Origin of the sequence: Solidesulfovibrio sp. C21 (genome assembly GCF_047785625.1) — a bacterium.
Lineage (GTDB): Bacteria > Desulfobacterota > Desulfovibrionia > Desulfovibrionales > Desulfovibrionaceae > Solidesulfovibrio.
Map to the genome: position 1 here is coordinate 1 of NZ_JBLODY010000008.1, position 21,030 is coordinate 21,030.

A 21,030-nucleotide genomic window follows, 5' to 3' on the forward strand; every position below is an offset into this window, starting at 1 on the left:
TCTTTGGAAAGGGGGTCCGGGGGGAAACCTTTCTTCAGAAAGGTTTCCCCCCGGCTCTCACCCTCAAAGGAGAAAAAAATGCACGGATTCTACGAATACGGCACGTACGGCGGCGGGTTGATCTCGTTTCTGATCACCCTGGCCATTTTGGCGCTCATCTTCCTGGTCTGTCGGGAAATCGTGTGCTGGTACTGGAAGATCAACCGGGCCATGGAGCTCATGGAACGCCAGAACCTGTTGCTCGAGCGCATCGAAGCCAAGATTTCGGCGGTCTCCGGATCGAACGGCAAGACGAGCTAAGCGTGCGCCCGGGGCCTATTATTTCATGAGCGCCAGGATGGCCTGAAAGCTCTCGTCAAGCGTCTGACTTTCGTCCACGGCCTGGCGCAAGAAGCCGTTGATGGGGCCGATCATGTCGATGGCCCGGTCGATTTCGGGGTTGGCCCCCCGGGCGTAGGCCCCGATATTGACCATGTCCTCCACCCGCCGGTAGGTGGCGAGCAGTCGGATCATCTCCCGGCCGGCGGTCAGCGCCTCCTTGGGCGTCACGTCCGAGCGCAGACGGCTGATGGACTTGAGCACGTCGATGGCCGGGAAATGCCCCTGGTCGGCCAGGTCGCGCGTCAGCACGATGTGGCCGTCGAGGATGGAGCGCACGGCGTCGGCGATGGGTTCGTTGAAGTCGTCGCCGTCCACGAGCACGGTATAAATGCCGGTAATGCTGCCCTTGCCGTTCTTGCCGGCCCGCTCCAGGAGCTTGGGCAGCTGGGCGAACACCGAGGGCGTGTAGCCGCGCGTGGTCGGCGGCTCGCCGGCGGCCAGGCCCACTTCCCGGCCGGCCATGGCGAAACGGGTGACGGAATCCATCATGAGGATGACGTCGTTTCCCTGGTCCCTGAAAAATTCAGCCATGGCCGTGGCCGCGTAGGCGGCGCGCATGCGAATAAGCGGACTCTGGTCCGAGGTGGCCACCACCACCACCGAGCGGGCCATGCCCTCGGGCCCAAGGTCTTTTTCGATAAATTCCCGCAGTTCCCGGCCGCGTTCGCCCACCAGCCCGATGACGTTGATGTCGGCCTTGGTGTTGCGGGCGATCATGCCCATAAGCGTCGATTTTCCGACGCCGGAGCCGGCCATGATGCCCACGCGCTGGCCCTTGCCGAGGGTGAGAAGCCCGTTTATGGCCCGCACGCCCACATCCATGGGCTCGTTTATGCGCGGGCGGTCCATGGGCATGGGCGCGGGAGCGAAGATGGGATTGAACCGCGCGGGGAATATGGGTTCGCCGTCGTCGATGGGGGTGCCGAAGGCGTCGATGACCCGGCCGAGATAGCGCCGGCCCACCGGGAAAAGCGGCGGCGTGCTGGTGTTGCGGATAAGCGTTCCCGGCGCGATGCCGCGCAGGTCGCCGTAGGGCATGAACAGGCAGGCCCCGTCGCGAAACCCCACCACCTCGGCCGGCACCTCGCGCACCTCTCCGCCGCCGCCGCCATCGGATAAAAGCTGGCAGACCGACCCGACCGGGGCGCGAATCCCCCGGCCCTCGGCGATAAGCCCCACCACCTTGGACACCTTGCCGAAGGTGTGCGCCGGCCGGAGTTGCTCCAGAAAGGCTATGGCCCCGGAGGCGTCAAGCGCCGGCACCGTCGTCTCCCGAAGCGGCAAGCTGGTCGAAAATCTTTTCCACCTCGGAAAACCGGCTGGCGATGGAGTTGTCCACCAGCCCGTCCGGGCTCTCGAGAATCAGGCTGCCGGGAATAAGCTGGGGGTCCGTGCGCACCAGGACCTTGTCGAGCCCACCGCGTTCCTGGGCCGCCCGGGCGATGAGCTCGCGCACCAGCGGTTCGTCGTCGGGATGGGCGACCACGGTGAGGCTGGCCTTGGCATCCATGAGTTCCAGGGATTCATTGAAAAGATTGCCGAGAATCTCTTCCCGCCGGGCGTCGATGGCGGCCATGGTGGTGCGCTCCACGGCCAGGCGCAAAAGGCTGATGAATTCCTGGCGGTGCGCCGTCCACAGCTTGCCCCGCTCGGCGGTCAGGGACTCCAGCATGGAGCCAAGGGATGTGGACATCTGGGCCAACTCGGCCTGGATCTGCCCGCCGGCGGCGGCCACGCCCGCGGCATAGCCCTCTTCCTGGGCCTTGGCCTTCAGGCGTTCGCCCTCGGCCATGGCCTCGGCGATGATGGCCGACGCCTTGGCCTTGGCCTTGGCCCGCACCCGCTCCCAGAACTGGGCCTCGACCTCCTCGAAATGCATGGGCGAACGGCGCGACTCCATCTCCGAGACGGTCGTCTCGGCCTCGCCGCCGTCGGTGCCCGGGCCGAGGATCACCCGACCGGTCATCACGCCCAAGGCGTCGCCGTCAGATAAAGACATCCCCGCCTCCGCGGCCGATGGCGATCTTGCCCTCGACTTCCAGACGCCGCACGGTCTTGACCACGTTTTGCTGGGCGGCCTCCACCTCGGCCAGCCGGATGGGGCCCATGATTTCCAGGTCTTCCTGGATCATGGTGGCGGCGCGCTCGGAGAGGTTCTTGAAGAACTTGTCGCGCAGCTCCTCGGAAGCGCCCTTGAGGGCCTGGGTCAGTTCCTCGTTGGAGACTTCCTTCAAGAGTTCGCGGATGGCCCGGTCGTCGAGGCCCTTGATGTCCTCGAACACGAACATGAGGTTTCTGATGTCCTCGGCCATCTGGGCGGACTCTTCCTCGATCTCGGAGAGGACCTCTTCCTCGGTGGCGCGGTCCACGGCGTTTAAAATTTCGGCCACGGCCGTAATGCCGCCGACCTTCTTGCCTTCCTTGCCGCCCATGGCGATGAGCTGGTTTTGCAGCACCTTGTCCACCTCGACCAGCATGTCCTCGGCCACGGCCTCGAGCTTGGAAAGGCGCATGAGCACTTCGGCCCGCACCCCGGACGGCAGGTTCTGAAGCAGTTCGGCCGCCTGATCGGGATGCAGGTGGCCGAGGATGAGCGCCAGGGTCTGCGGATGTTCGTTGCGCAAAATCTGGGCCAGGATGCGCGGGGAGACGTTGACCAACTCCTGGAAGGGCGTGGGCCCGGTGTCGAGCTCCAGGGTCTCCATGATGTACTTGGCCGTGTCCGCGTCCAGGGTCTTGGTCAGCATGCGGCGCACCTGTTCGGGGCCGCCCGTGACCATGTCCTTGCCGACCTGCATGGTCTCGTTGAATTCCCGGACCACCTCCTCGACCTGCTCCCTGGGCACGGTCTCCATCTCCATCATGGCCTTGGAGATACGGGCGATCTCCTTGCGCTCCAGGCGTTTGAACACCTCGCCGGTGAACTTTTCGCCAAGCGCCAGGCACAAGACGGCGGTTTTCTGCGGTCCGGTCATAGTGGCCATCTCCGAGGTGATCTTCCGGGGGGAAACCTTTCTGGAGAAAGGTTTCCCCCCGGTCCCCCTTTCCAAAGACTTTTAATAATAGCGAAGTATCAGTTACGCAATTTCAGGTAAGAAGTTGAGGAAAGGGAGAGCGCGAGAGGGGCTACGGCCCTTTACAAAGGGTTTCCCCTCTCGCACGTTCTTCTCCAATACCATCCTAAGCCTCTTGCTTGAGCCAGGATTTGAGCAGCGTCATGGACTGCTCCATGTTTTCCTCGAACAGTTGCATGGCCAGGTTCTTGGCCAGCTCGAATTCCTTGCCGCCCTCGAGCATGCCCAAGCCCTCGTCTTCCTCGGGTTCGGCCAGGGCCAGCCGCGCCTCGCCTTCGGGCAGCCGTTCGAGGGTCTCGATCTCCTCTTCCGTGACCCGGGGGCGAATGAGCGCCAGGACCACCGGCCGCACCACCAGGATCAGGAAGAGGAAGAGCAGCAGGCCGTTTAAGAAAGGCTTGCCCAGCCGCTGGGCGTATTCCAGCATGGTCTGGACCAGACTCGGCTGGTCCGAGCCGTCCGGGGCGCCGAACTCGAAACTCGACACCTGGATCTCGTCCCCGCGCGAGGGGTCGAGGCCGGCCGCCCGGGCCACCACCTGCTTGATGCGCTCGAGTTCCTCGGCCTTTCTGGGCACGAAGGTGTAGGTCTCCTTATCCTTGTCCTTTACGTAGGTCCCGTCCACGATAACCGCGATGGACTGGCGCTTCAAGTCGCCGACCGGGGTGACGACGTTTTGCTCTTCCTTGTTGATCTCGAAGTTGGTGGTGCTGTTCTGGCGGCTGGATTTCTGGTTGGACTGGGTGCCGGAATAGCCCGAGCCCTGAAAATTGTTGTTGGGCACGGCCGCGCCGCCGCCGCGCGGGGTCACGGTCTGGCCGGAGGCGTCCACGGCCGCCGTGCCGGAGGTGTTCTCCTCGCTTTTCTGCTCGCTGCGCACCACGGTGACGTTGGGGTCGTAGAGTTCCTTGCGGATGGTGCGCTGGCTGAAATCAAGGTCCGCGTTGGCTTTGACGATGGACCGGCCGGGGCCGACGATGGGGGTCAGCAGCTGCTCGATGCGGTTTTCGAGATTGGATTCGTAGGTGTTCTTGAATTCGAACTGGCTGGTGGACATGCCGCCCAGGCCCGAATCGCCGCGGGGCTGGTACAGGGACTGGCCCGTGGTGTCGGTGATGGTGATGTGCTCGGGGGTAAGGCCTTCCACGGCCATGGACACCAGATTGACGATGCCCTGGAGCTGCTTGGCGTCAAGTTTTTGGCCACGCTTGAGGGTCAGGACCACCGAGGCCGAGGCCTGCTTCTGTTCCTCGATAAAAAGGCTCTTCTGGGGCAGCACCAGATGGACGCGGGCTTTTTCCACCTGGGGAAATTCGGTGATGGTGCGGGCCAGCTCGCCTTGCAGGGCCCGGGTGTAATTGATGCGCTGGACAAAATCGGTCTGGCCGACCTTGAGCTGGTCGAACAGTTCGAAGCCGACGCCCTGGCCGTGCATGATGCCTTCACCGGCGATTTTCAGGCGCTGCTCGTAGACCGACTCGGCCGGGACCATGATGGTGGCGCCATTGTCGCGCAGCTCGTAGGGCGTCTTGGACGCCTTGAGCTGCTCCACCACCCGGGCCGCGTCCTCCGGGGCCAGCCTGGTGTAGAGCACGCGCATCTCCGGCTGGTTGAGGAAATAGGTCATGACCAGGAAGGCGACGATTGTGGAAGCGGCCAGTCCCCCAAGCAGCAAGCGCTGGGTGGCGGTACGGTTGGACCAGTACTGGATGAGCTTTTCAAAACTCTGCTTGAAGAAAGGAGGCATGGCGTTTCTCCCGGAGCGCGTCTGTTATCGAAACGGGGTCCCTAGAACTGCATCTTCACCAGTTCTTTGTAGGCCTCGAGCACTTTGCCCCGCACCGCCGTGGTCATCTGCATGGCCATGCCGGCCTTTTGCAGATTGATCATCAACTCGTGCACGTTCTGGCTCTTGCCGGCGGCAAAGGCTTCGACCATGTCGTCCTTCTCGTTTTGCATATTGTTGACGGTCGTCAGCGAGTCCGTGAGCGTCTGGCCGAAGCCCCCGGCCGGCGCGGCCGGCTTGGTCAGGGACTTGGAAACCGTGGCGTCGATGGCCCCGGTCTGGGACAAAGCGGTCTTGTAGGCATTAAGCGCCAGGGGAGAAATCATGATGCGCCTCCGTTATCGCCCGATTTCCAGGGCTTTGCTGAACATGGTCTTGACGGTGCCGATCGACGAGCTCGACGCTTCGTAGCTGCGCATGGCCGTGATCATGTTGGCCATCTCCTCGACCACGTTGATGTCGGGGTAGGCCACGTAGCCTTCGGCGTTGGCGTCGGGGTGGCCCGGCTCGTACTGCATGCGGAAGGGGCGGTTGTCGTTGACGAGCCCCGTGACCTTGACCCCGGCCAGCTCGCGGTCCTGGGCGGTCTTCATGGCGTCGGAGAAAGGCGAATCGATGGGGGTGGATTCGAGCATCACGGACTTGCGCACATAGGGGCCGCCGCCGTTGACCGTGCGGGTGGTCCGGATGTTGGCCAGGTTCATGGAGATGGTGTTCATCAGGGTGCGCTGGGCGGACATGCCCGAGGACCCGATGTCCATGGCGGTAAAGAGGTCCATGTCTACTTACCTCCCTCGGCGATGACCTTTTGCATGCCTTCGAAGCCCTTCTTGGTGATCTCGGTCAGGGCGTTGTACATGAGCGTGTTCTTGGCCATGATCGACATTTCCTTGTCCATGTTCACGCTGTCCAGGCCCGCCACGACGCGCGGTTTCCAGCCCATCTCGATGTTTCCCTCGAAAGTGGCCGGGGAAAACTCCTGGGACAGATGCTTGGAGCCGGTGCGCGTCAGCTTGCCCTGTGTCTCGAGGCCGAGCGCGGATTGCAGCTCGTGTTCGAATTCCAGCCGGTGCGCCTTGTAGGCGGGCACGTCCTGGTTGGCCAGGTTGGACATGACGACATTCTGACGCTCCAGACGCAGGTCCATGACCTTGCCGAGCAGGTCCGTATTTGTGGGAAATACTGATTTCATGGACTTTTTCCTCGCTTTGCCGTGGCCGCGCCGTGCGTCGGCCGATCGCTTTCGGGGGACTACTGGGCAAAAAGCGTTCCATCGGGACAGCCGCCCGGCCCGGAGCTGGGAATTTTTTACCGGACCGTCGCGTTTTACTTTCTCAAAAAAATATGCGCGCCATGCCTAACTCCCCTCTCCGAAAGCGGGATTTTTCCGGCCAGGCCTTTGTTTCCGGCACTGGCACGCGGATTGCTTAACCCCTCGTGCCCGGCAGAACGCGCTGCCGGCATCGGCCACAAGCCGTAAAAAAAGAAAGACGCGAAAAAACACGGCGCAGGGAAGCGCGCCAACCCGACGACGCGCACGCGACCTGAGACGCGGGCGTCGACTACGGAGGGGACGTCATGAGCGGGCAGTTGGACTACGAAATCAACAAGGAACTCGGCGAGTGCTATCTTTTCATGGGCGACCTGGACAAGGCCGAAGAATACTACTCCAAGGCCATGACCAATAACGGCGTCCATCCCGATCCGTATCTGGGGCTGGCCACCATCGCCGTACAGCGCGGCGAGCTCGATCAGGCCATGACGCTCTACCGCAAGGCCTCCACCATCGAGCCCGACGACCGGGCCCTTTCCGGCATGGCGCTCATCGAAATGGAACGCGGCGAGCCGGCCGAGGCCTTCACCCACTTCAAGGGAGCCCTGGCCAAGAATCCGGAAAACCTGGTCGCCATCTTCGGCATGGTGCGCCTGGGACACGCCGAGAACCGCATCGAGGAAACCCTGCCCTACCTGCGGGACTACCTCGCCATCGACCCGGCCAAGCACGACGTGCGCTTCACCCTGGCCGGCTGCCTGGTGAGCCTTGGCCGCCACGCCGAGGCCGGCGCCGAACTCGAGACCATCCTGACCCAGGACCCCCGCTACGCCGCCGCCCGGGACCTGGCCGAAGAACTCAAGCGCATCGCCGCCTGAGTCCAGCGCCTTCCGGCAGATTTCTCCCCTTCGTGCCGCCCGGCCGTGGTAAATGCGCCACGACCGGGCGGTCCGGTCGGTCCCCAGGCTTGCCAAGGCCGGGCGAGTGTGGCACCCCGCGAAAAACATCCGCGAGGTCGCCATGGAACTTCTGCCTGTCAAACGGGCGCTTTTAAGCGTCACGGACAAATCCGGCCTGCCCGGACTGGCCCGGTTTTTAAGCGCCGCCGGAGTCGAACTCGTCTCCACCGGCGGCACCCGCAAACTGCTCATGGAAGCGGGCCTGCCCGTCACTGCCGTCAGCGACGTGACGGGATTTCCGGAAATCCTGGGCGGCCGCGTCAAGACCCTGCACCCCCATATCCACGGCGGCATCCTGGCCGACAAGGACAACCCCGAACACCTGGCCACCCTGGCAAAGCACGGCATCGCCCCCTTCGATATGGTGGTGGTCAACCTCTACGCCTTCGAAAAGGCCCTCGAAAAAGGCCTGCCCCTGCCCGAAATGGTCGAACAGATCGACATCGGCGGCCCCACCCTGCTTCGGGCCTCGGCCAAAAACTTCTCCAGCATCCTGGTGGTGCCCGATCCGGCCTTCTACCCCGAGGTCATGGATACCCTGGCCCAAAACGCCATGGCCGCCCCCTTGCCCCTGCGCCAGAAAACCGCCGCCGCCACCTTCGCCAAGACCAGCGCCTACGACACCGCCATCGCCGCGTATTTGCAAGACGCATAAGGTGAGGGAAGAGGATTATGCCTCCGGCGGCCAGGGGGAAACTTTTTGAAAAAAGTTTCCCCCTGGACCCCCTTCAAAAACTTTCAACAGGGGACGAATTTAAAAATTTGCAACCTGTTGGGAGGGAGACAAGGACAAGGGGGCAAAGGCCTACCGAGCCAAGAATGACTTCCCGCATATCGCCGGCCGTAAGGCCGGAACCTCACTGCGAAAAGGACCGCAACCGCTCCGGATGGACGGCGCGGCCGAAGTCGCCGCCGGCCTCGTCGGCCGCAATCTCTTTTTTCATCTGACAAAAGGCACACGCCCGTCGTTTCGCACCGCGACCGCTCCGCTGTCACCCATGGGCCGCGTGGCCTGGGCCGTGGCGGGGAAGACTTTTCCCGACTTCGTTCCTGTGATAATCGACCGGAGCCGCCCTTCGGCGCGCGCCCCGGCCAGCTCCTTTTCCCCCGCCCTGGCTGTCGTTTTCTGCTGCGGGGGAAGGAGACGTTTTCATGGCCGACATCCTGGTGACCCTGACCAGTCCCCGCGCCAACCGCCCGCTCCTGGACGAAATGGCCGCCCCGTACGGCGGCTACAGGGATTTTGCCGACGTGCCCGAGGCCGACCGGGCCGCCGCCGTGGCCAGCGCCAAGGTGGTGCTGTCGTTTAAGCCCTTCAAGGAAATGGGGACCGCCCTGGCCGCCATGCACCCGGGCCAGTTGCTCCAGATCCTTTCGGCCGGTCTCGACGACCTGCCGTTCGACAGGATTCCGGAAGGCGTGACCGTGGCCGGCAATTCCGGGGCCTTTGCCCGGCCCATGGCCGAGCACGCCCTGGCCATGGTGCTGTGCCTGGCCAAGCGTTTGCGCGAGGAGGACGCGGCCATGCGGCGCGGGGAGTTCAACCAGATGGTCCCCAACCTGCTTTTGTCCGGCAAAAAAGCGGCCGTGCTCGGATTCGGCGGCGCGGGCAAGGCCGTGGCCAGGCTGCTTGCCGCCTTGGGCATGGAAATTTACGCGCTGAACACCTCGGGCAGGACCGACGAGCCCGTGGCCTACGTCGGCACCCGCGACAACCTGCAAGCGATTCTGAAAGACGCCCAGGTGGTGGTGCTCACCCTGCCCTATTCCCGGCTGACCCACGAGATGATCGGCGCGCGGGAGCTGGCCCTGCTTGCCCCGGACGCCATTCTGGTCAACGTGGCCAGGGGCGAAATCCTCGACCAGAAGGCCCTCTACGAGCACTTGCGCGACCATCCGGCGTTTCGGGCCGGCATTGAGTCCTGGTGGGTGGAGCCGCTTCGCCACGGCCGCTTCGAGGTGGAATATCCCCTGCTGACGCTGCCGAACCTGCTGGCCAGCCCGCACAACTCCTTCGACGTGGCCGAATGGCCGCGCCTGAGCTACGAAGCGGCCTTTGCCAACATCGGGCGCTATCTGCGCGGCGAGGCGATCACCGGGCGTATGCGCCCGGAGCTGCACCGGATCTGAGGCGGGTTTTCTTAGGCCGTGGCGGAAAACATGCTCGCGCCGGACGTCTGCGGCGCATTGGCGGCGGCCTGGTAGCCGGCCAGGGCCAGACGGCGGCTTATGGCGTTCGTCGGCCCGAAGCTTGCATCGGATTGACTTGGCGTATCGGCCAGCCGGGCGGTTGTCGCGGCCGCGTCCAGGGCGTCGGCGAACGACGTCTGGGCCGTGGCCCCGGTCAGGTCGAATTCGTAGTCCGTGGCCGCGTAGCTGACGCGAAACGGACCGAAGGAAACCGTGGCTTCGCGGTTGATAACCTTGCCGCCGACCTGGGGCGTGGACGCGACAAGGCGCGTGGCTTCCCGCTGGTAGGCCGAACTGGCGCTGGCGACGGCTTGGATGGCGGCCATGGGGGTCTCCGGGCGTGGCGGCACGCCGCGACAGGGACACGAGCGTGCCTGCCCTCGCGGTCCCGGGCGTCGGGAACCGGCTCCATCCTTGGAGAGGTCTTCATTTCATATACGCACCCAGGCCGTCCTGGCAAGGGGCGTCGGAATTCCGTCAGTCCGTGAAGCATCCCGCCAGAAGCGGATCGTGGTCGATGGCTTGCAGCACCTCGGTCAGGCAGTCCCGCAGCGAAAGCACCGTAAAAAAATCGTCTTTGACGGCCGGCGCCAGCCGCACCGCCGTGATCCATTCCGACCGGGAAAAGGGATCGGCCCGGATGGCGTCGAAAAAGCCCGTTTCGGTGAAGAGCCGGGCCAGGGTGTCGGTCTGCTGTCCGCCCTGAAGCCGGCTGACGATGTAGCCGGCCGTGCCCACTTGCAGGCCGTGGAACCGGGGCCGGGCCGCGGTCGCGTCCAGGGCGTGGGAGATGAGGTGCTCGGAGCCGCTGGCCGGGCGCGAGGAGCCGCACATCTCCATGGCAATGCCGTTAAGCATCAGCGCCGTGCCGAGCAATGCCAGGCTGGGCTCGTCGAAGCGCGGGCTGTCCATGAACTGGTGCACCGTGGCGTCGGACAAAAGCGCGGCCAGATCGTCCACCGGCTCGCCCCGGTGGTGGAAGGCCAGCTTCCAGTCGAACACGGCGGTGAGCTTGGAAGCCAGGTCGCCCACCCCGGAAAGCCACAGGATTTTCGGCGCGGACAGGCACACCGTCACGTCGATGACCACGCCCTGGGGCAGGGCCGCGGCCAGGGACCGGCGCTTGCCGCCCATGGTCAGGCTCGACTGGGGACTGCAAAAGCCGTCGTTGGAAAGCGAGGTGGGCACGGCGTAGTAGGGAAGCCTGGCCAGAAAGGCCAGGTACTTGGCCATGTCCAGGGCCTTGCCGCCGCCGATGCCGACCACGGCCGCGATCTTTTTGGGCAGCGCGGCGAAGCCGGCGGCCGCGTCCTCGAAGCGGTTGTCCGCCGCTTCCTCCCAGTGCGCGACCTCCACCCCTTCGCCGGCCATACCGGCCCGGGCCGCCCGGCCGATGGCCTCCGGCAGCCCCGTGCTCACCAAAACCAGCACCCGCCTGTGCCCGGCCCGGCGGAGATACACGCCAAGGCGGGCGATCGCCCCGGGCTTGATGCGCACGAGCCCCGGCACGGAAATCGTCTTCATGCCCCCGCCTCCCCGGCCAAAAGCGCCTCCGCGATGTCCGACCAGACCGAAAACGTCCGGAACCCCTCGCCGCGCGCCGCAAGCGCCTGGGCCAGATCGGCCCGGGCGAAACGCCGTTCCCGCGGCACGAGCAGCGCCGCCGGCAGATCGGCGAACCCGTCCCCGGCAAAGGCCACCACCGACGCCCGTAAGGCCGCGTCGCGCACCACCGCCGCCTTGTCCACGCCCGTCTCCGGGCAGGTCAGGGGCGAGGCCGGCGGCGCGTCCATGACCAGCGGCCCGCCCGGCCGGTAGGTCCCGGGGTTGGCGTGCACCTCGAGGGTCACCCCGGCCCCGGCCAGAAGCCGGCGGATGTACCAGTCGCAGCCGGCCGAGGCCACGACGACCTCGAAGCCGCCCCGGCGCAGCTTGTCCAGGGAGGCGGCAAGGCCCGGGTCGAGCCCCATGTCCGCCACCACGGCCAGGACATCTTCCTCGGGCGCGCGGATGCGGCTGAAAATCGTTTTGAGCGCCTGGAAATGGGTCATCCGACCGGCCCGGTACTCGTCCCAGGGCGCAAGCGCTTCCGGCGGCAACAGGCGCGTCGCGACCAGTCGGTAAAAATCGTCGGCGGTCATGGTCCCGTCGAAATCGCTGACCAGCACGGCATCGGGCATGGCGAAACTCCCCCGCGATCAAGTCCGCGCGCGCCGGCAATGCCATCGCAACGGCGGACTTCGGTTTTCTCCGGCATATGCCGTTTTGGGCCGCCGGGCCAGCGACAATTACGAAACGAGGCCTTGTTCCAAAAAGCCCACGGGTTGACCTGCCCCGACGCCGGGGTATTGTCATGGCAATCGTCTTTTTCGGAGCACGTCGTCATGGAGCAATGCGAACTTCCCCGCCGCAAAACCCGCCGCGACCGGATCAAGGCCGCCCTGCCCCATCTCCTGCCGTTTCTGTCCTGGTGGCCCCTGGTCAACCGCCGCACGGCGCGCGCCGACCTGTGGGCCGGAATCACCGGCGCGGTGATCGTGCTGCCCCAGGGCGTGGCCTTTGCCGCCATCGCCGGACTGCCGCCGGTCTACGGCCTGTACGCGGCCATGGTGCCGGTGGTCGTGGCCGCGCTTTTCGGCTCCTCGTTCCACCTCATCTCCGGCCCCACCACCACCGCCTCCCTGGTCATCTTCGCCAACGTCAGCCAGTTGGCCGCGCCGGGAAGCCCCGACTACCTGAACCTCGTGCTGGCGCTGACACTGCTCGCCGGCATCTTCAAGCTGGGCCTGGGCCTGGCCCGGCTCGGCGGGGTGGTCAATTTCGTCTCCCACTCCGTGGTCACGGGGTTCATGGCCGGGGCGGCCATCCTCATCGCCACCAGCCAGCTCGGCCATTTCTGCGGCCTGACCCTGCCCCGGGGAGGCTCCTTCCTGGACACCTGGATCGCGCTGATAAGCCACCTGCCGGACGTCAATCCGCGCGTGCTGTGCATCGGCGTGACCACGCTTTTCTGCGCCGTGGCCATCCGCAAATTAAACCCCAAGGCCCCGGCCCTGCTTCTGGCCATGGTCATCGGCAGCCTGGTCTCCATGGCCATCAACGGCCCGGCCCACGGCGTGACGCTTGTCGGCGCGCTGCCCGCCTCGCTTCCCCCCTTGTCCCTGCCGCGCTTCGACCTGGACACGCTGCGCATCCTGGTCCCCGGCGCGGTGGCCGTCGGCATGCTGGGGCTGGCCGAGGCCGTGTCCATCGCCCGGGCCGTGGCCACCCGCTCCAACCAGCACATCGACAACAGCCAGGAATTCATCGGCCAGGGCCTGGCCAACGTCGTGGGCAGTTTCTTTTCGGCCTACGCCACCTCGGGGTCGTTCACCCGCACGGGCGTCAACTTCGACGCCGGAGCCAAGACCCCGCTGGCCGCCGTGTTCTCGGCCGTTTTCCTGGCCGCCATCGTGCTTTTGATCGCCCCGCTCTCGGCCGCCCTGCCCATCGCCTCCATGGCCGGCGTCATCCTGGTCGTGGCCGCCGGGCTGATCAATGTGCCGGCCATCCGCCACATCGTGAAAACGGACAAGGGCGAGGCCGGGGTGCTTCTGGCCACGCTTCTGGCCACGCTTTTCACGGAGCTGCAATTCGCCATCTACGCCGGCGTGATCCTGTCGCTCCTGCTCTACCTGCGCCGCACCAGCCATCCCCACTTCATCACCCTGGCCCCGGACCCGGATTCGCCCCACCGCGCGCTGGTAAACGTGCAGCGCCGCCCCCTGCCCGAGTGCCCGCAACTCAAGATCCTGCGCCTGGACGGCTCGATCTTTTTCGGCGCGGTCAACCACATCGCCGAGGAATTGCACCGCATCGCCGAAAAAAGCCCGGAACAATGCCACATACTCATCCTCGGCTCGGGCATCAATTTCATCGATGCCGGCGGCTGCCACATGCTGTTTCACGAGGCCGGGACCATGCGGCTCTCGGGACGGGAGATCTTTTTTTGCTCGCTCAAGTCGGAAGTGCTGGAGCTGCTGCGGCGTGGCGGCTGCCTGGCCCGCATCGGGCCGCGAAATGTCTTTCCCGACAAGTCCACGGCCATCGCCGGCATCATCTCGCGCCTCGACCCCGAACGCTGCGCCTGCTGCCACACCCGGGTCTTCGCCGAGTGCGCCGCCCGCCCGGGGGGTGAGGAGGAGGAGAGAAGAGAAGAGAGATGAAGGCAACCGGGGGGAAACCTTTCTGAAGAAAGGTTCTCCCCCCGGACCCCCTTTCCAAAGACTTCTAACGGTTACGGAGTGTTATCGTTCCCACAGCCGTAACCGGCAAAAATTTTGGGGAGGGGAGAGCGCGAGAGGGGAACACTTTTTTCAAAAAGGGTTCCCCTCTCGCATTGACCGCTAGCCGTTCCCGGCGGCCTTCTTCTGGCAGTCCGGGCAGATGCCGTAGAGGTAGAGCTTGTGGCCGGTGAGCTTGAAGCCGTGCCGGCGGGCGACTTCTTCCTGGAGGCGCTCGATGGCCGGGTCCACCACCTCCACGTTGATGCCGCAGGACTCGCAGATGAGATGGTCGTGGTGGCTCTGGCCGTACAGGATCTCATAACGCATGGCCCCGTCGCCGAATTCCACGGCCTTGGCCAGTCCCGAATCGGCCAGAAGCTTGAGCGTACGGTAGACCGTGGCCTGGCCGATACCGTCGTATTCCCGCTTGACCTTCTGGTAGAGCTCCTCGGAGGTCACGTGGCCCTCCTCGGACAGAAAGACTTCGAGAATCCTGCGCCGCTGGGGCGTCATTTTAAGCTTCTGGCGGGCGATGAAGTCCGCGAATTTGGCGTAGGGGTCTTTGATCATGCCTGGGCTCTGGGTAAAAGATACACGAACATAGCCGCCCGACGCCTTCGGGTCAATGCGGGGCAGGGAAGGGCCGGGGACAACCGGGGGAAACCTTGTCTTTCGAAAGGTCCCCCCCTGACCCCCTTTCCAAATAATTTTAACAATAACAAGCTGTTACCGTTAAAAGTTTTGGGGAGGGGAGAGCGCGAGAGGGGAACACTTTTTTCAAAAAGTGTTCCCCTCTCGCACCCTCTTCGCCTCCTACGCGACGGCGCGTTTGACCGTGGCCACAAGCGTCGGCACGTCGAGGATCAGGGACATGGTGCCGTCGCCGTTTATGGTGGCCCCGGAAATGCCGGCCACCGACCCGATGTAGTTGCCGAGGCTTTTGATGACCGTCTGCTGCTGGCCCATGACCTCGTCCACGGCGATGCCGGTCCGTTCGCCCTCGAAGCGGGTGACCACGACCTGTTCGATGGCCGGGGCGTCGCCGGCCAGTTCGAAGGCCTCGCGCAGCCGGATGTAGGGCACGATCTCGCCGCGCAGATGGATGGTGCGGCCGCGTCCGGCGGCTTCCGCGTTTTCGCGCGGCAGCTCCACGCACTCCTCCACCAGCGACAGCGGGATGATGTACTGGTCCTCGCCGGCCTTGATCTGCAACCCGTCGATGATGGCCAGGGTCAGCGGCAGCTTGATGGTGATGCGCGAGCCCTTGCCGAGCTCGCTGTGGATGTCGATCTTGCCCCGCAGCGCGTCCATGCTGCGCTTGACCACGTCCATGCCTACGCCCCGGCCCGAGACGTTGGTGATCTTTTCCGCCGTGGAGAAACCGGGCAGAAAGACGAGGTTGTAGATCTCCGCCTCGGTCAGGCGCGCCTCCGGGGACACGAGCCCCTTTTCCTCGGCCTTGGCCCGTATGCGGGCCGGGTCCATGCCCCGGCCGTCGTCGATGATCGACAGCACCACCTCGCCCCCGGCGTGCTCGGCCGCAAGCACGATGGACCCGGTTTCGGACTTGCCCTCGGCCAGCCGTTCCCCGGGCGGCTCGATGCCGTGGTCGATGCTGTTGCGCAAAAGATGCACCAGGGGATCGTTGAGTTGCTCGATGACGGTCTTGTCGAGCTCCGTTTCGCCGCCTTCGGTGACCAGCTCGATGGATTTGTGCATTTCCGCGGACAGGTCGCGCACCAGCCGGCGGAAACGGCTGAAGGTGGTGCCGATGGGCAGCATGCGGATGCCGAGCGTGTTGTCGCGCAACTCGTTGGACAGCCGCTCGATTTCCTCGGCCACGCTGGTCAGCGCCGGCTGGGCCAGCCCCGAGGCCAGCTGGGTGAGCCGCGCCTGGGCGATGACCAGTTCGCCGACCAGATTGACCAGGTCGTCGAGCTTGGCCGCGTCCACGCGAAGGCTCTGCATGACTTCCTTTTTCGCGGCCGGCTGGTGCCTGCCCTCGGGCTTGTCGGCGGGGACGGCAGGGGAAGGCCTGCCCGGCTGCGGGGCCGGCCCGGCCGGGGAAACGGCCGGCGGCGCGACTTCCGCCACAGGCGGGGCCTCGGGCTCGGGGGCCGGGATATCGGGCCATTCCAGGACCTCCGACGATGCGGCCGCCTCGGATGGCTCGCAGGGCGTAATCACCACGTCGGCGGGGTTCTCCAGATAAAAAAACGTGTCGCGCAGGGCCTCGGCGTCCGGCACGGTGCCGGTGTCCGCCGTCAGGATCACTTCGAAACGCAAGGTGCAATCATCCGGCGCCAGCGCCTCGAGATCGGGCACCCCCGTCAGGTCGCAGCGCACCGAGGCCTCGCCCATGGCCCGCAGGGTATCGAGCAGGGCCAGGGGATCGGCCTTGGCCAGATGGCCGGGGTCGGACGGGGCAACGCGGATGCGCCAGGATCGTTTTTGCGTCACGACCGCCTCCGGTTCGACCGGCGCGGCGTCCGGGACCTGGACCGCCGCCGGGGCGTCGCCCGGCATATCCACCGAGCGCAACAGCGCCTTGAGCCGGGCGGCAAGCTCCGGGTCCTCGCCGCCGACCGGGCCGTCCTCGCCGCCGAGCATGGACGTGAACCGGTCCTTGGCCAGAAACGCCACGTCGAGCAGGTCCTTGCCCACCCGCCGCCAGCCCTCGCGCACCTGGGAAAAAAGCGACTCCAGATCGTGGGCCAGGGCGACCACGCCGGAGATGCCGAACATGTCGCAGGCGCCCTTGAGCGTGTGCACGGCCCGGAATATCCGGTCGACAAGGTCCTTGTCCCCGGGGGTCTTTTCCAACTCCAGCAGGGCCCCGTCGAGTTCGGCCAGGTTTTCCTGCACTTCCTCGGCGAAAAGGGCGCGCATCTCGTCGTTGCCTACCATCCGTGTCTGTCCTCCGTGGCGGACGTTGGCGCGACCCGTCAGGACGCGAAAAAAAGCTTTCCGGGCACTCCGGCCTCGGCCAGGGACGCCGGCGTCAGGCCGGCCCGGGCGGCCGTTGCGGCAAGGGCCCTGGGCGGCGCGGCGTCATGGGCCAGCGGCAGGTCCCGGGCGGCGAAACTCTTGCCGGCCGCGACCAGGACCTGGAGAAAAGCCAGGTCGATCTCCCCGGGATCGTGCAACACAAGGGACGTTCCCGCGCCCCGGGCCAGCGCGGCGACAAGCGCCTCCCTGGCGGTCCCGGCCTCGGCCAGGGCTCCGGCCGGGAGCGAAAGCGTGGCCACGGCGCCCTGCACCGTAAGTTCCCAGGGCCCGAAGGTCTCGTGGACCGCTTCCGCATCGCCGCCCGCAGCGGCTGCGGCGGCGGCCTCGGCCAGCGCGGCCACGTCCAGGGGATGGATGCGGTCGGCCCCCAGGGCGAAGAGATACCCCACGATGTCGGGTTCGACGATGGAGGCGAAAAGCACGTAAAAGGGGATACGGTTGACCGGCGGGGCGTCCAGGTCGCCCACGGCGGCCAGCTCCATGCGGCAGTCGACGATCAGCCCGCTCGACTCCATGGTGGTGATGATGTCAAGCGGCGTCTTGCCCCGGGCCTGGACGTCGTGGATGAGGTCGTACTCCACGAGGTACAGGTTCTTGCCGCCGGCCGTGGCCTGGCGCAGGCTGAGCTGGTCCTCGGTAAAAACGACCGTGCCCCCGGGCAGGGCGATGGGGATGGCGGCGGCGGCCTCGGCCCGGGCCTCGGAGGGCAGGTGCTCGGTCGTAAGCCCGGACAGGTCGGCGAGCATGTCGGAGATGTCCTCGGCGTCGCTCCCGGCGGCGTTCTCCACCAGTCCGAGCAGCCGGTCGAAGCCGGCCAACAGGCGGTTTATCACCCTGGTGTCGGGCACCATTTCGCGGCTACGCACCATGTGCAGGATGTTTTCCAGCTTGTGGGCAAGGTCGCGGGTGTTGTTGAGGTTTAAAAAGCTCGCTCCGCCCTTGATGGAATGGGCCGCCCGGAAAACCTTGTTGACGAGCTCCTCGTCGATGTCCGCCCCGCCGCGCTCCATGTCCATGAGCGCCAATTCGATGTCGGCCAGGTGTTCGCGGGTATCCTCCACGAACATGGCCATGATTTCGTCGTCCACTGCGTCCACGGCTGCCTCGCTTCCGGCTGGGGTCGTGTCCTCGACGTCCGGAAATCCCTGTTATTCGGAAAAGGTGCAGAGAGATATGATTGGCATCATCGCATAATACCGCCCGCGTCTTCAAGGACGCGTCACGAGGGGGCTTCGATTTGAAAATGCTTGTCCAGCCGCATGGTGCGCAAAAGCGCCGCCAGATCGGGGTTGACGTTGCGAAGGACCAGCCGGCCGCCTTTTTTGCCGAGCGTGTTGTGCACGGCGATAAGAAGGCCGATGCCCACGGAATCGATCAGTTCCACCTTGGCCAGGTCGATGACGAGGCCGCCGGGATTTTCCTGCAGGACCTCCTTGAGTCTGGCTCGAAGCGCGTCGGCCACGGAGGCGACGATGTCTCCCGCCGGGGAGAGGACAGCCTTGCCGTCCTCGATGCGAATGTCGTCCATAGTGATGCTCCGCTGGATGTTGCCCCCCTCTTCCGGGGGAACGGCCGGACCGTGCAGACCGGGTACGGCCTTGGTCAGTGTTACGGCATTGCCGGCGGCGTTGTAGCGCACGTCGTCGGCGTAGAGGGTGAGGATGGTGAGTCCCCGGCCGCTGGTGGCCTCGGGCGGGGCCATGCTGGCCAGCCCCGCGCGCCAGTCGAAGCCCGGCCCCTGGTCGGCGACGACAAGGGTCAGCCGCCCTTCGCAGGCCCGGGCCTCGAGGTCCACCTGGAGCATGGGGTCGCTTCGGTTTCCGTGGACCACGGCGTTTAAAAGCGCTTCGCGCAACAGCAGCTTGACGTCGAAAAGGCTCCCGCTGGCGTTTTGCCCGGCCACGAACCGCACCGTCTCGGCCACGGCCCGGTCGAGCAGGGGCAAGGTGGCCGCAAAGCGGATGCGCATGCCGCCGGGGAAAGACTCCATCTCAAACATGGCCGTCACACCTCGATCCCCATGAAAACCATGTCGTCGGCCGGCCGGCCGGCGTCCAGGATGCCCCGCATCACCGTGTCCACGGCCGCTTCGAGGGGCTGGCCGGCAACGGCGACGCAAGCGGCCAGGAGATCGGCCAGACCCTGCTCGCGCGCCTTGGCCTCCGGGCCGAACCGTTCGATCAGACCGTCGGTGTAAAGATAGATCCGGTCCCCGGCCGCGACCCGCCGCTCGATCCGGCCGAACTGCACGGTGGCGAAGGCCCCGAGCACATCGCCGTCGGCAGCCAGCAGGCTGGCGGGGCTCCCACCGGCTGGGACCAGGATGGGGGGCGGATGGCCGCCGTTTACCAGGGTGAGCTTCCCGCGGACGCGGTTGAGGCAGACCAGGGCGGCGGTGAGATGCTTGCCGTCGCGCAGCAGCGAGGCCAGCACGCTGTTGATGTTTTTGAGCGTCTCCACCGGGGTGAACAGCGGCCCCGTGTTCTGGCGCAACAGGACCTTGAGCGACGAGGTGACGAACGACGCGCCGAGGTCATGCCCCGCGATGTCGGCCACGAAATACCCCATGACCGTGGCCGTCCAGGGAAACACGTCGTAGAAGTCGCCGCCCGCCTCCAGCGCCGGCACGTAGCGCACGGCGAATCGGGCCTCGGGCAGGTCGTCCGGGGCCACCAGGATGGCCTGCTGGGCGTCGCGGATCTGGGCCAGCTTGGCCGCCTGCTGGGCGAGCAGGGCCCGCATGCCCTGGCGCAGCCGGATGTGGACCTTCACCCGGGCCAGGACCTCTTCCCGGGCAAAGGGCTTGGGCACGTAGTCCACGGCCCCCATGCGCAGGCCCTTGACCTTGTTGTCCACGTCGTTAAGGCCCGAGATGAAAATAATGGGAATGTCGGCGGTGACCGGATCGGCGGTGAGCTTGCCGCACGTTTCGAAGCCCGATTCGCCGGGCATCATGATGTCGAGGATGATGAGGTCGGGCTGTTCCCGGCTGGCCATCTCCCGGCCTTTTGGGCCACTGTCGGCCCGAAGCGGCTCGAAGCCGGCCTCGCGCAGTATCCAGGCCAACGTCTCGAGGTTTATGGCCTCGTCGTCGACGATGAGGATACGCGGCGGGCGGGATTTGTCGCCCTCGCGGCCTGTGGTGGGATATTCCATGCTGTCGGCCGGGGTTGCCGGGCGGCCGGAGGTCGCGGCACGCCGGGGTTCGGGAAACGCGTTGCATTCGGCACAGGCTGTCAGTATGACGTTTTCCGAAGCGCTTGACAACGCGGGCGGACGTAATTTTTCCATATGCGGCCCCGCTGGACGGGGTTTCGGAGACGCATGCGGAAAAACGTGTTGCTTTTTCAAAACGGTTCGACGCGCCACAACGAGGCCGTGTCGGCAACTCGGATCACCCCGGTCCTGCACCAGCTACGCCGGGGCCGGACGGGCATGGGACCAAGCATGGGACATTTTATTGCCAATATGTCGGAATACATAAAAAAACGCTACCAGGAGATCGGTGTTCCGATCCTCTGGCTCATCAGCCTCATGCCGGGCGTCATCGTCTCGATCCGCAAAGGCGACCCCTGGCACGCCACCATCGTGGTCATGGTCATCCAGCTGCTGGCCTCGTTCGGCTCCATCACCCTCTTCGGCGTGGTGGCCCAGATCATCTGCTACAAATACATCGAATCCGTGGAAGTGCACGACCGCATGATGGACGGGCTCTTTTTCGGCTTCCACGGCGGTATGATCATCTGGATCTGCTACGGATTTTTCCACATCCTGTTCGGTCGCAAGATCATCGGCAACGTCAACGACCTGGTGTCCATCTTCGGCATCAGCTGCATCGGCAGCTGTATCCTCGGCATCGCCATCGGCTTTCTGGTCGGCAAGCTGCGCGACGGCAACGCGACTATTGTTTAAGAATAAAGAGAAGAGAAGAGAAGCTGCCTCCGGCGGCCAGGGGGAAACTTTTTGGAAAAAGTTTCCCCCTGGACCCCCTTCAAAAACTTTCACCCGGGGGCATCCCTTCAAATACTGACGTATTTTAAAGGAAAAGAGATTTCAAATGCGTTGTCCTCCAACGATGGACGCGCTTTCTTTG

At 65.2% G+C, this 21,030-nt stretch carries 21 protein-coding genes; 6 read left to right on the forward strand and 15 right to left on the reverse strand.

The annotated features are described in order from the left end of the window. Positions 1 to 78: 78 nt before the first annotated feature. Positions 79 to 300, forward strand: a complete 222-nt coding sequence (locus ACMZ6R_RS04285; protein WP_416109647.1) for a hypothetical protein — start codon at positions 79 to 81, stop codon at positions 298 to 300. Between the two features lie 18 nt (positions 301 to 318). On the opposite strand, the gene ACMZ6R_RS04290 is transcribed toward ACMZ6R_RS04285, so the two are convergent. From ACMZ6R_RS04290 to flgB, 7 genes are all read right to left on the reverse strand, one after another. Beyond that, the gene (locus ACMZ6R_RS04290; protein WP_416109648.1) at positions 319 to 1,644 is read right to left on the reverse strand and encodes a FliI/YscN family ATPase; all 1,326 of its coding nucleotides are present in this window, start codon (positions 1,642 to 1,644) and stop codon (positions 319 to 321) included. Next, positions 1,631 to 2,380 carry a FliH/SctL family protein gene (locus tag ACMZ6R_RS04295; RefSeq protein WP_416109649.1) on the reverse strand — a complete coding sequence of 250 codons (750 nt, stop codon included), beginning with the start codon at positions 2,378 to 2,380 and terminating at the stop codon, positions 1,631 to 1,633. The genes ACMZ6R_RS04290 and ACMZ6R_RS04295 overlap by 14 nt, the downstream gene beginning before the upstream one ends. Further along, entirely contained in the window at positions 2,367 to 3,365 is a 999-nt protein-coding gene (gene fliG / locus ACMZ6R_RS04300; protein WP_416109650.1) for a flagellar motor switch protein FliG, read from the reverse strand. The genes ACMZ6R_RS04295 and fliG overlap by 14 nt, the downstream gene beginning before the upstream one ends. A 196-nt stretch (positions 3,366 to 3,561) precedes the next feature. After that, positions 3,562 to 5,202, reverse strand: coding sequence for a flagellar basal-body MS-ring/collar protein FliF (gene fliF / locus ACMZ6R_RS04305; protein ID WP_416109651.1), 1,641 nt, complete (start codon positions 5,200 to 5,202; stop codon positions 3,562 to 3,564). Between the two features lie 41 nt (positions 5,203 to 5,243). Then, positions 5,244 to 5,570: a flagellar hook-basal body complex protein FliE gene (gene fliE / locus ACMZ6R_RS04310; RefSeq protein WP_416109740.1), complete on the reverse strand. Its 327-nt coding sequence runs from the start codon at positions 5,568 to 5,570 to the stop codon at positions 5,244 to 5,246. A gap of 9 nt (positions 5,571 to 5,579) precedes the next feature. Next, positions 5,580 to 6,020 carry a flagellar basal body rod protein FlgC gene (gene flgC, locus ACMZ6R_RS04315; RefSeq protein ID WP_416109652.1) on the reverse strand — a complete coding sequence of 147 codons (441 nt, stop codon included), beginning with the start codon at positions 6,018 to 6,020 and terminating at the stop codon, positions 5,580 to 5,582. A gap of 2 nt (positions 6,021 to 6,022) precedes the next feature. Then, positions 6,023 to 6,433: a flagellar basal body rod protein FlgB gene (gene flgB / locus ACMZ6R_RS04320; protein ID WP_416109653.1), complete on the reverse strand. Its 411-nt coding sequence runs from the start codon at positions 6,431 to 6,433 to the stop codon at positions 6,023 to 6,025. A 386-nt stretch (positions 6,434 to 6,819) separates the two neighbouring features. Between flgB and ACMZ6R_RS04325 the strand changes: the two genes are divergently transcribed. The 3 genes from ACMZ6R_RS04325 (at position 6,820) to ACMZ6R_RS04335 (ending at position 9,603) form a co-directional block, all read left to right on the forward strand. After that, a complete protein-coding gene (locus ACMZ6R_RS04325; RefSeq protein ID WP_416109654.1) occupies positions 6,820 to 7,392 on the forward strand; it encodes a tetratricopeptide repeat protein in 573 nt (190 codons plus the stop codon). A 142-nt stretch (positions 7,393 to 7,534) separates the two neighbouring features. Next, entirely contained in the window at positions 7,535 to 8,128 is a 594-nt protein-coding gene (locus ACMZ6R_RS04330; RefSeq protein ID WP_416109655.1) for an IMP cyclohydrolase, read from the forward strand. Between the two features lie 497 nt (positions 8,129 to 8,625). Then, the gene (locus ACMZ6R_RS04335) at positions 8,626 to 9,603 is read left to right on the forward strand and encodes a 2-hydroxyacid dehydrogenase (protein ID WP_416109656.1); all 978 of its coding nucleotides are present in this window, start codon (positions 8,626 to 8,628) and stop codon (positions 9,601 to 9,603) included. 11 nt (positions 9,604 to 9,614) lie between these two features. On the opposite strand, the gene ACMZ6R_RS04340 is transcribed toward ACMZ6R_RS04335, so the two are convergent. From ACMZ6R_RS04340 to ACMZ6R_RS04350, 3 genes are all read right to left on the reverse strand, one after another. Continuing rightward, positions 9,615 to 9,989, reverse strand: coding sequence for a hypothetical protein (locus tag ACMZ6R_RS04340; RefSeq protein ID WP_416109657.1), 375 nt, complete (start codon positions 9,987 to 9,989; stop codon positions 9,615 to 9,617). A gap of 151 nt (positions 9,990 to 10,140) precedes the next feature. Next, complete coding sequence (locus ACMZ6R_RS04345) at positions 10,141 to 11,187, reverse strand: iron-containing alcohol dehydrogenase family protein (protein ID WP_416109658.1); 1,047 nt, start codon at positions 11,185 to 11,187, stop codon at positions 10,141 to 10,143. Continuing rightward, a complete protein-coding gene (locus tag ACMZ6R_RS04350; RefSeq protein WP_416109659.1) occupies positions 11,184 to 11,843 on the reverse strand; it encodes an HAD-IB family phosphatase in 660 nt (219 codons plus the stop codon). Before ACMZ6R_RS04350 ends, ACMZ6R_RS04345 begins: the two co-directional genes overlap by 4 nt. Before the next feature lie 204 nt (positions 11,844 to 12,047). Here ACMZ6R_RS04350 and ACMZ6R_RS04355 point away from each other — a divergent pair, with 204 nt between their 5' ends. Next, complete coding sequence (locus ACMZ6R_RS04355; RefSeq protein ID WP_416109660.1) at positions 12,048 to 13,868, forward strand: SulP family inorganic anion transporter; 1,821 nt, start codon at positions 12,048 to 12,050, stop codon at positions 13,866 to 13,868. A 180-nt stretch (positions 13,869 to 14,048) separates the two neighbouring features. On the opposite strand, the gene ACMZ6R_RS04360 is transcribed toward ACMZ6R_RS04355, so the two are convergent. The 5 genes from ACMZ6R_RS04360 to ACMZ6R_RS04380 form a co-directional block, all read right to left on the reverse strand. After that, complete coding sequence (locus ACMZ6R_RS04360; RefSeq protein ID WP_416109661.1) at positions 14,049 to 14,498, reverse strand: Fur family transcriptional regulator; 450 nt, start codon at positions 14,496 to 14,498, stop codon at positions 14,049 to 14,051. Between the two features lie 243 nt (positions 14,499 to 14,741). Next, the gene (locus ACMZ6R_RS04365) at positions 14,742 to 16,835 is read right to left on the reverse strand and encodes a chemotaxis protein CheA (RefSeq protein WP_416109662.1); all 2,094 of its coding nucleotides are present in this window, start codon (positions 16,833 to 16,835) and stop codon (positions 14,742 to 14,744) included. Between the two features lie 38 nt (positions 16,836 to 16,873). Next, positions 16,874 to 18,034, reverse strand: a complete 1,161-nt coding sequence (locus ACMZ6R_RS04370) for an Hpt domain-containing protein (RefSeq protein WP_416109663.1) — start codon at positions 18,032 to 18,034, stop codon at positions 16,874 to 16,876. Positions 18,035 to 18,156: 122 nt separating this feature from the next. Continuing rightward, positions 18,157 to 18,936: an ATP-binding protein gene (locus ACMZ6R_RS04375; RefSeq protein WP_416109741.1), complete on the reverse strand. Its 780-nt coding sequence runs from the start codon at positions 18,934 to 18,936 to the stop codon at positions 18,157 to 18,159. 5 nt (positions 18,937 to 18,941) lie between these two features. After that, positions 18,942 to 20,093: a PP2C family protein-serine/threonine phosphatase gene (locus ACMZ6R_RS04380; protein WP_416109664.1), complete on the reverse strand. Its 1,152-nt coding sequence runs from the start codon at positions 20,091 to 20,093 to the stop codon at positions 18,942 to 18,944. A gap of 168 nt (positions 20,094 to 20,261) precedes the next feature. Between ACMZ6R_RS04380 and ACMZ6R_RS04385 the strand changes: the two genes are divergently transcribed. Then, positions 20,262 to 20,849, forward strand: coding sequence for a hypothetical protein (locus ACMZ6R_RS04385; protein ID WP_416109665.1), 588 nt, complete (start codon positions 20,262 to 20,264; stop codon positions 20,847 to 20,849). Positions 20,850 to 21,030: the final 181 nt, after the last annotated feature.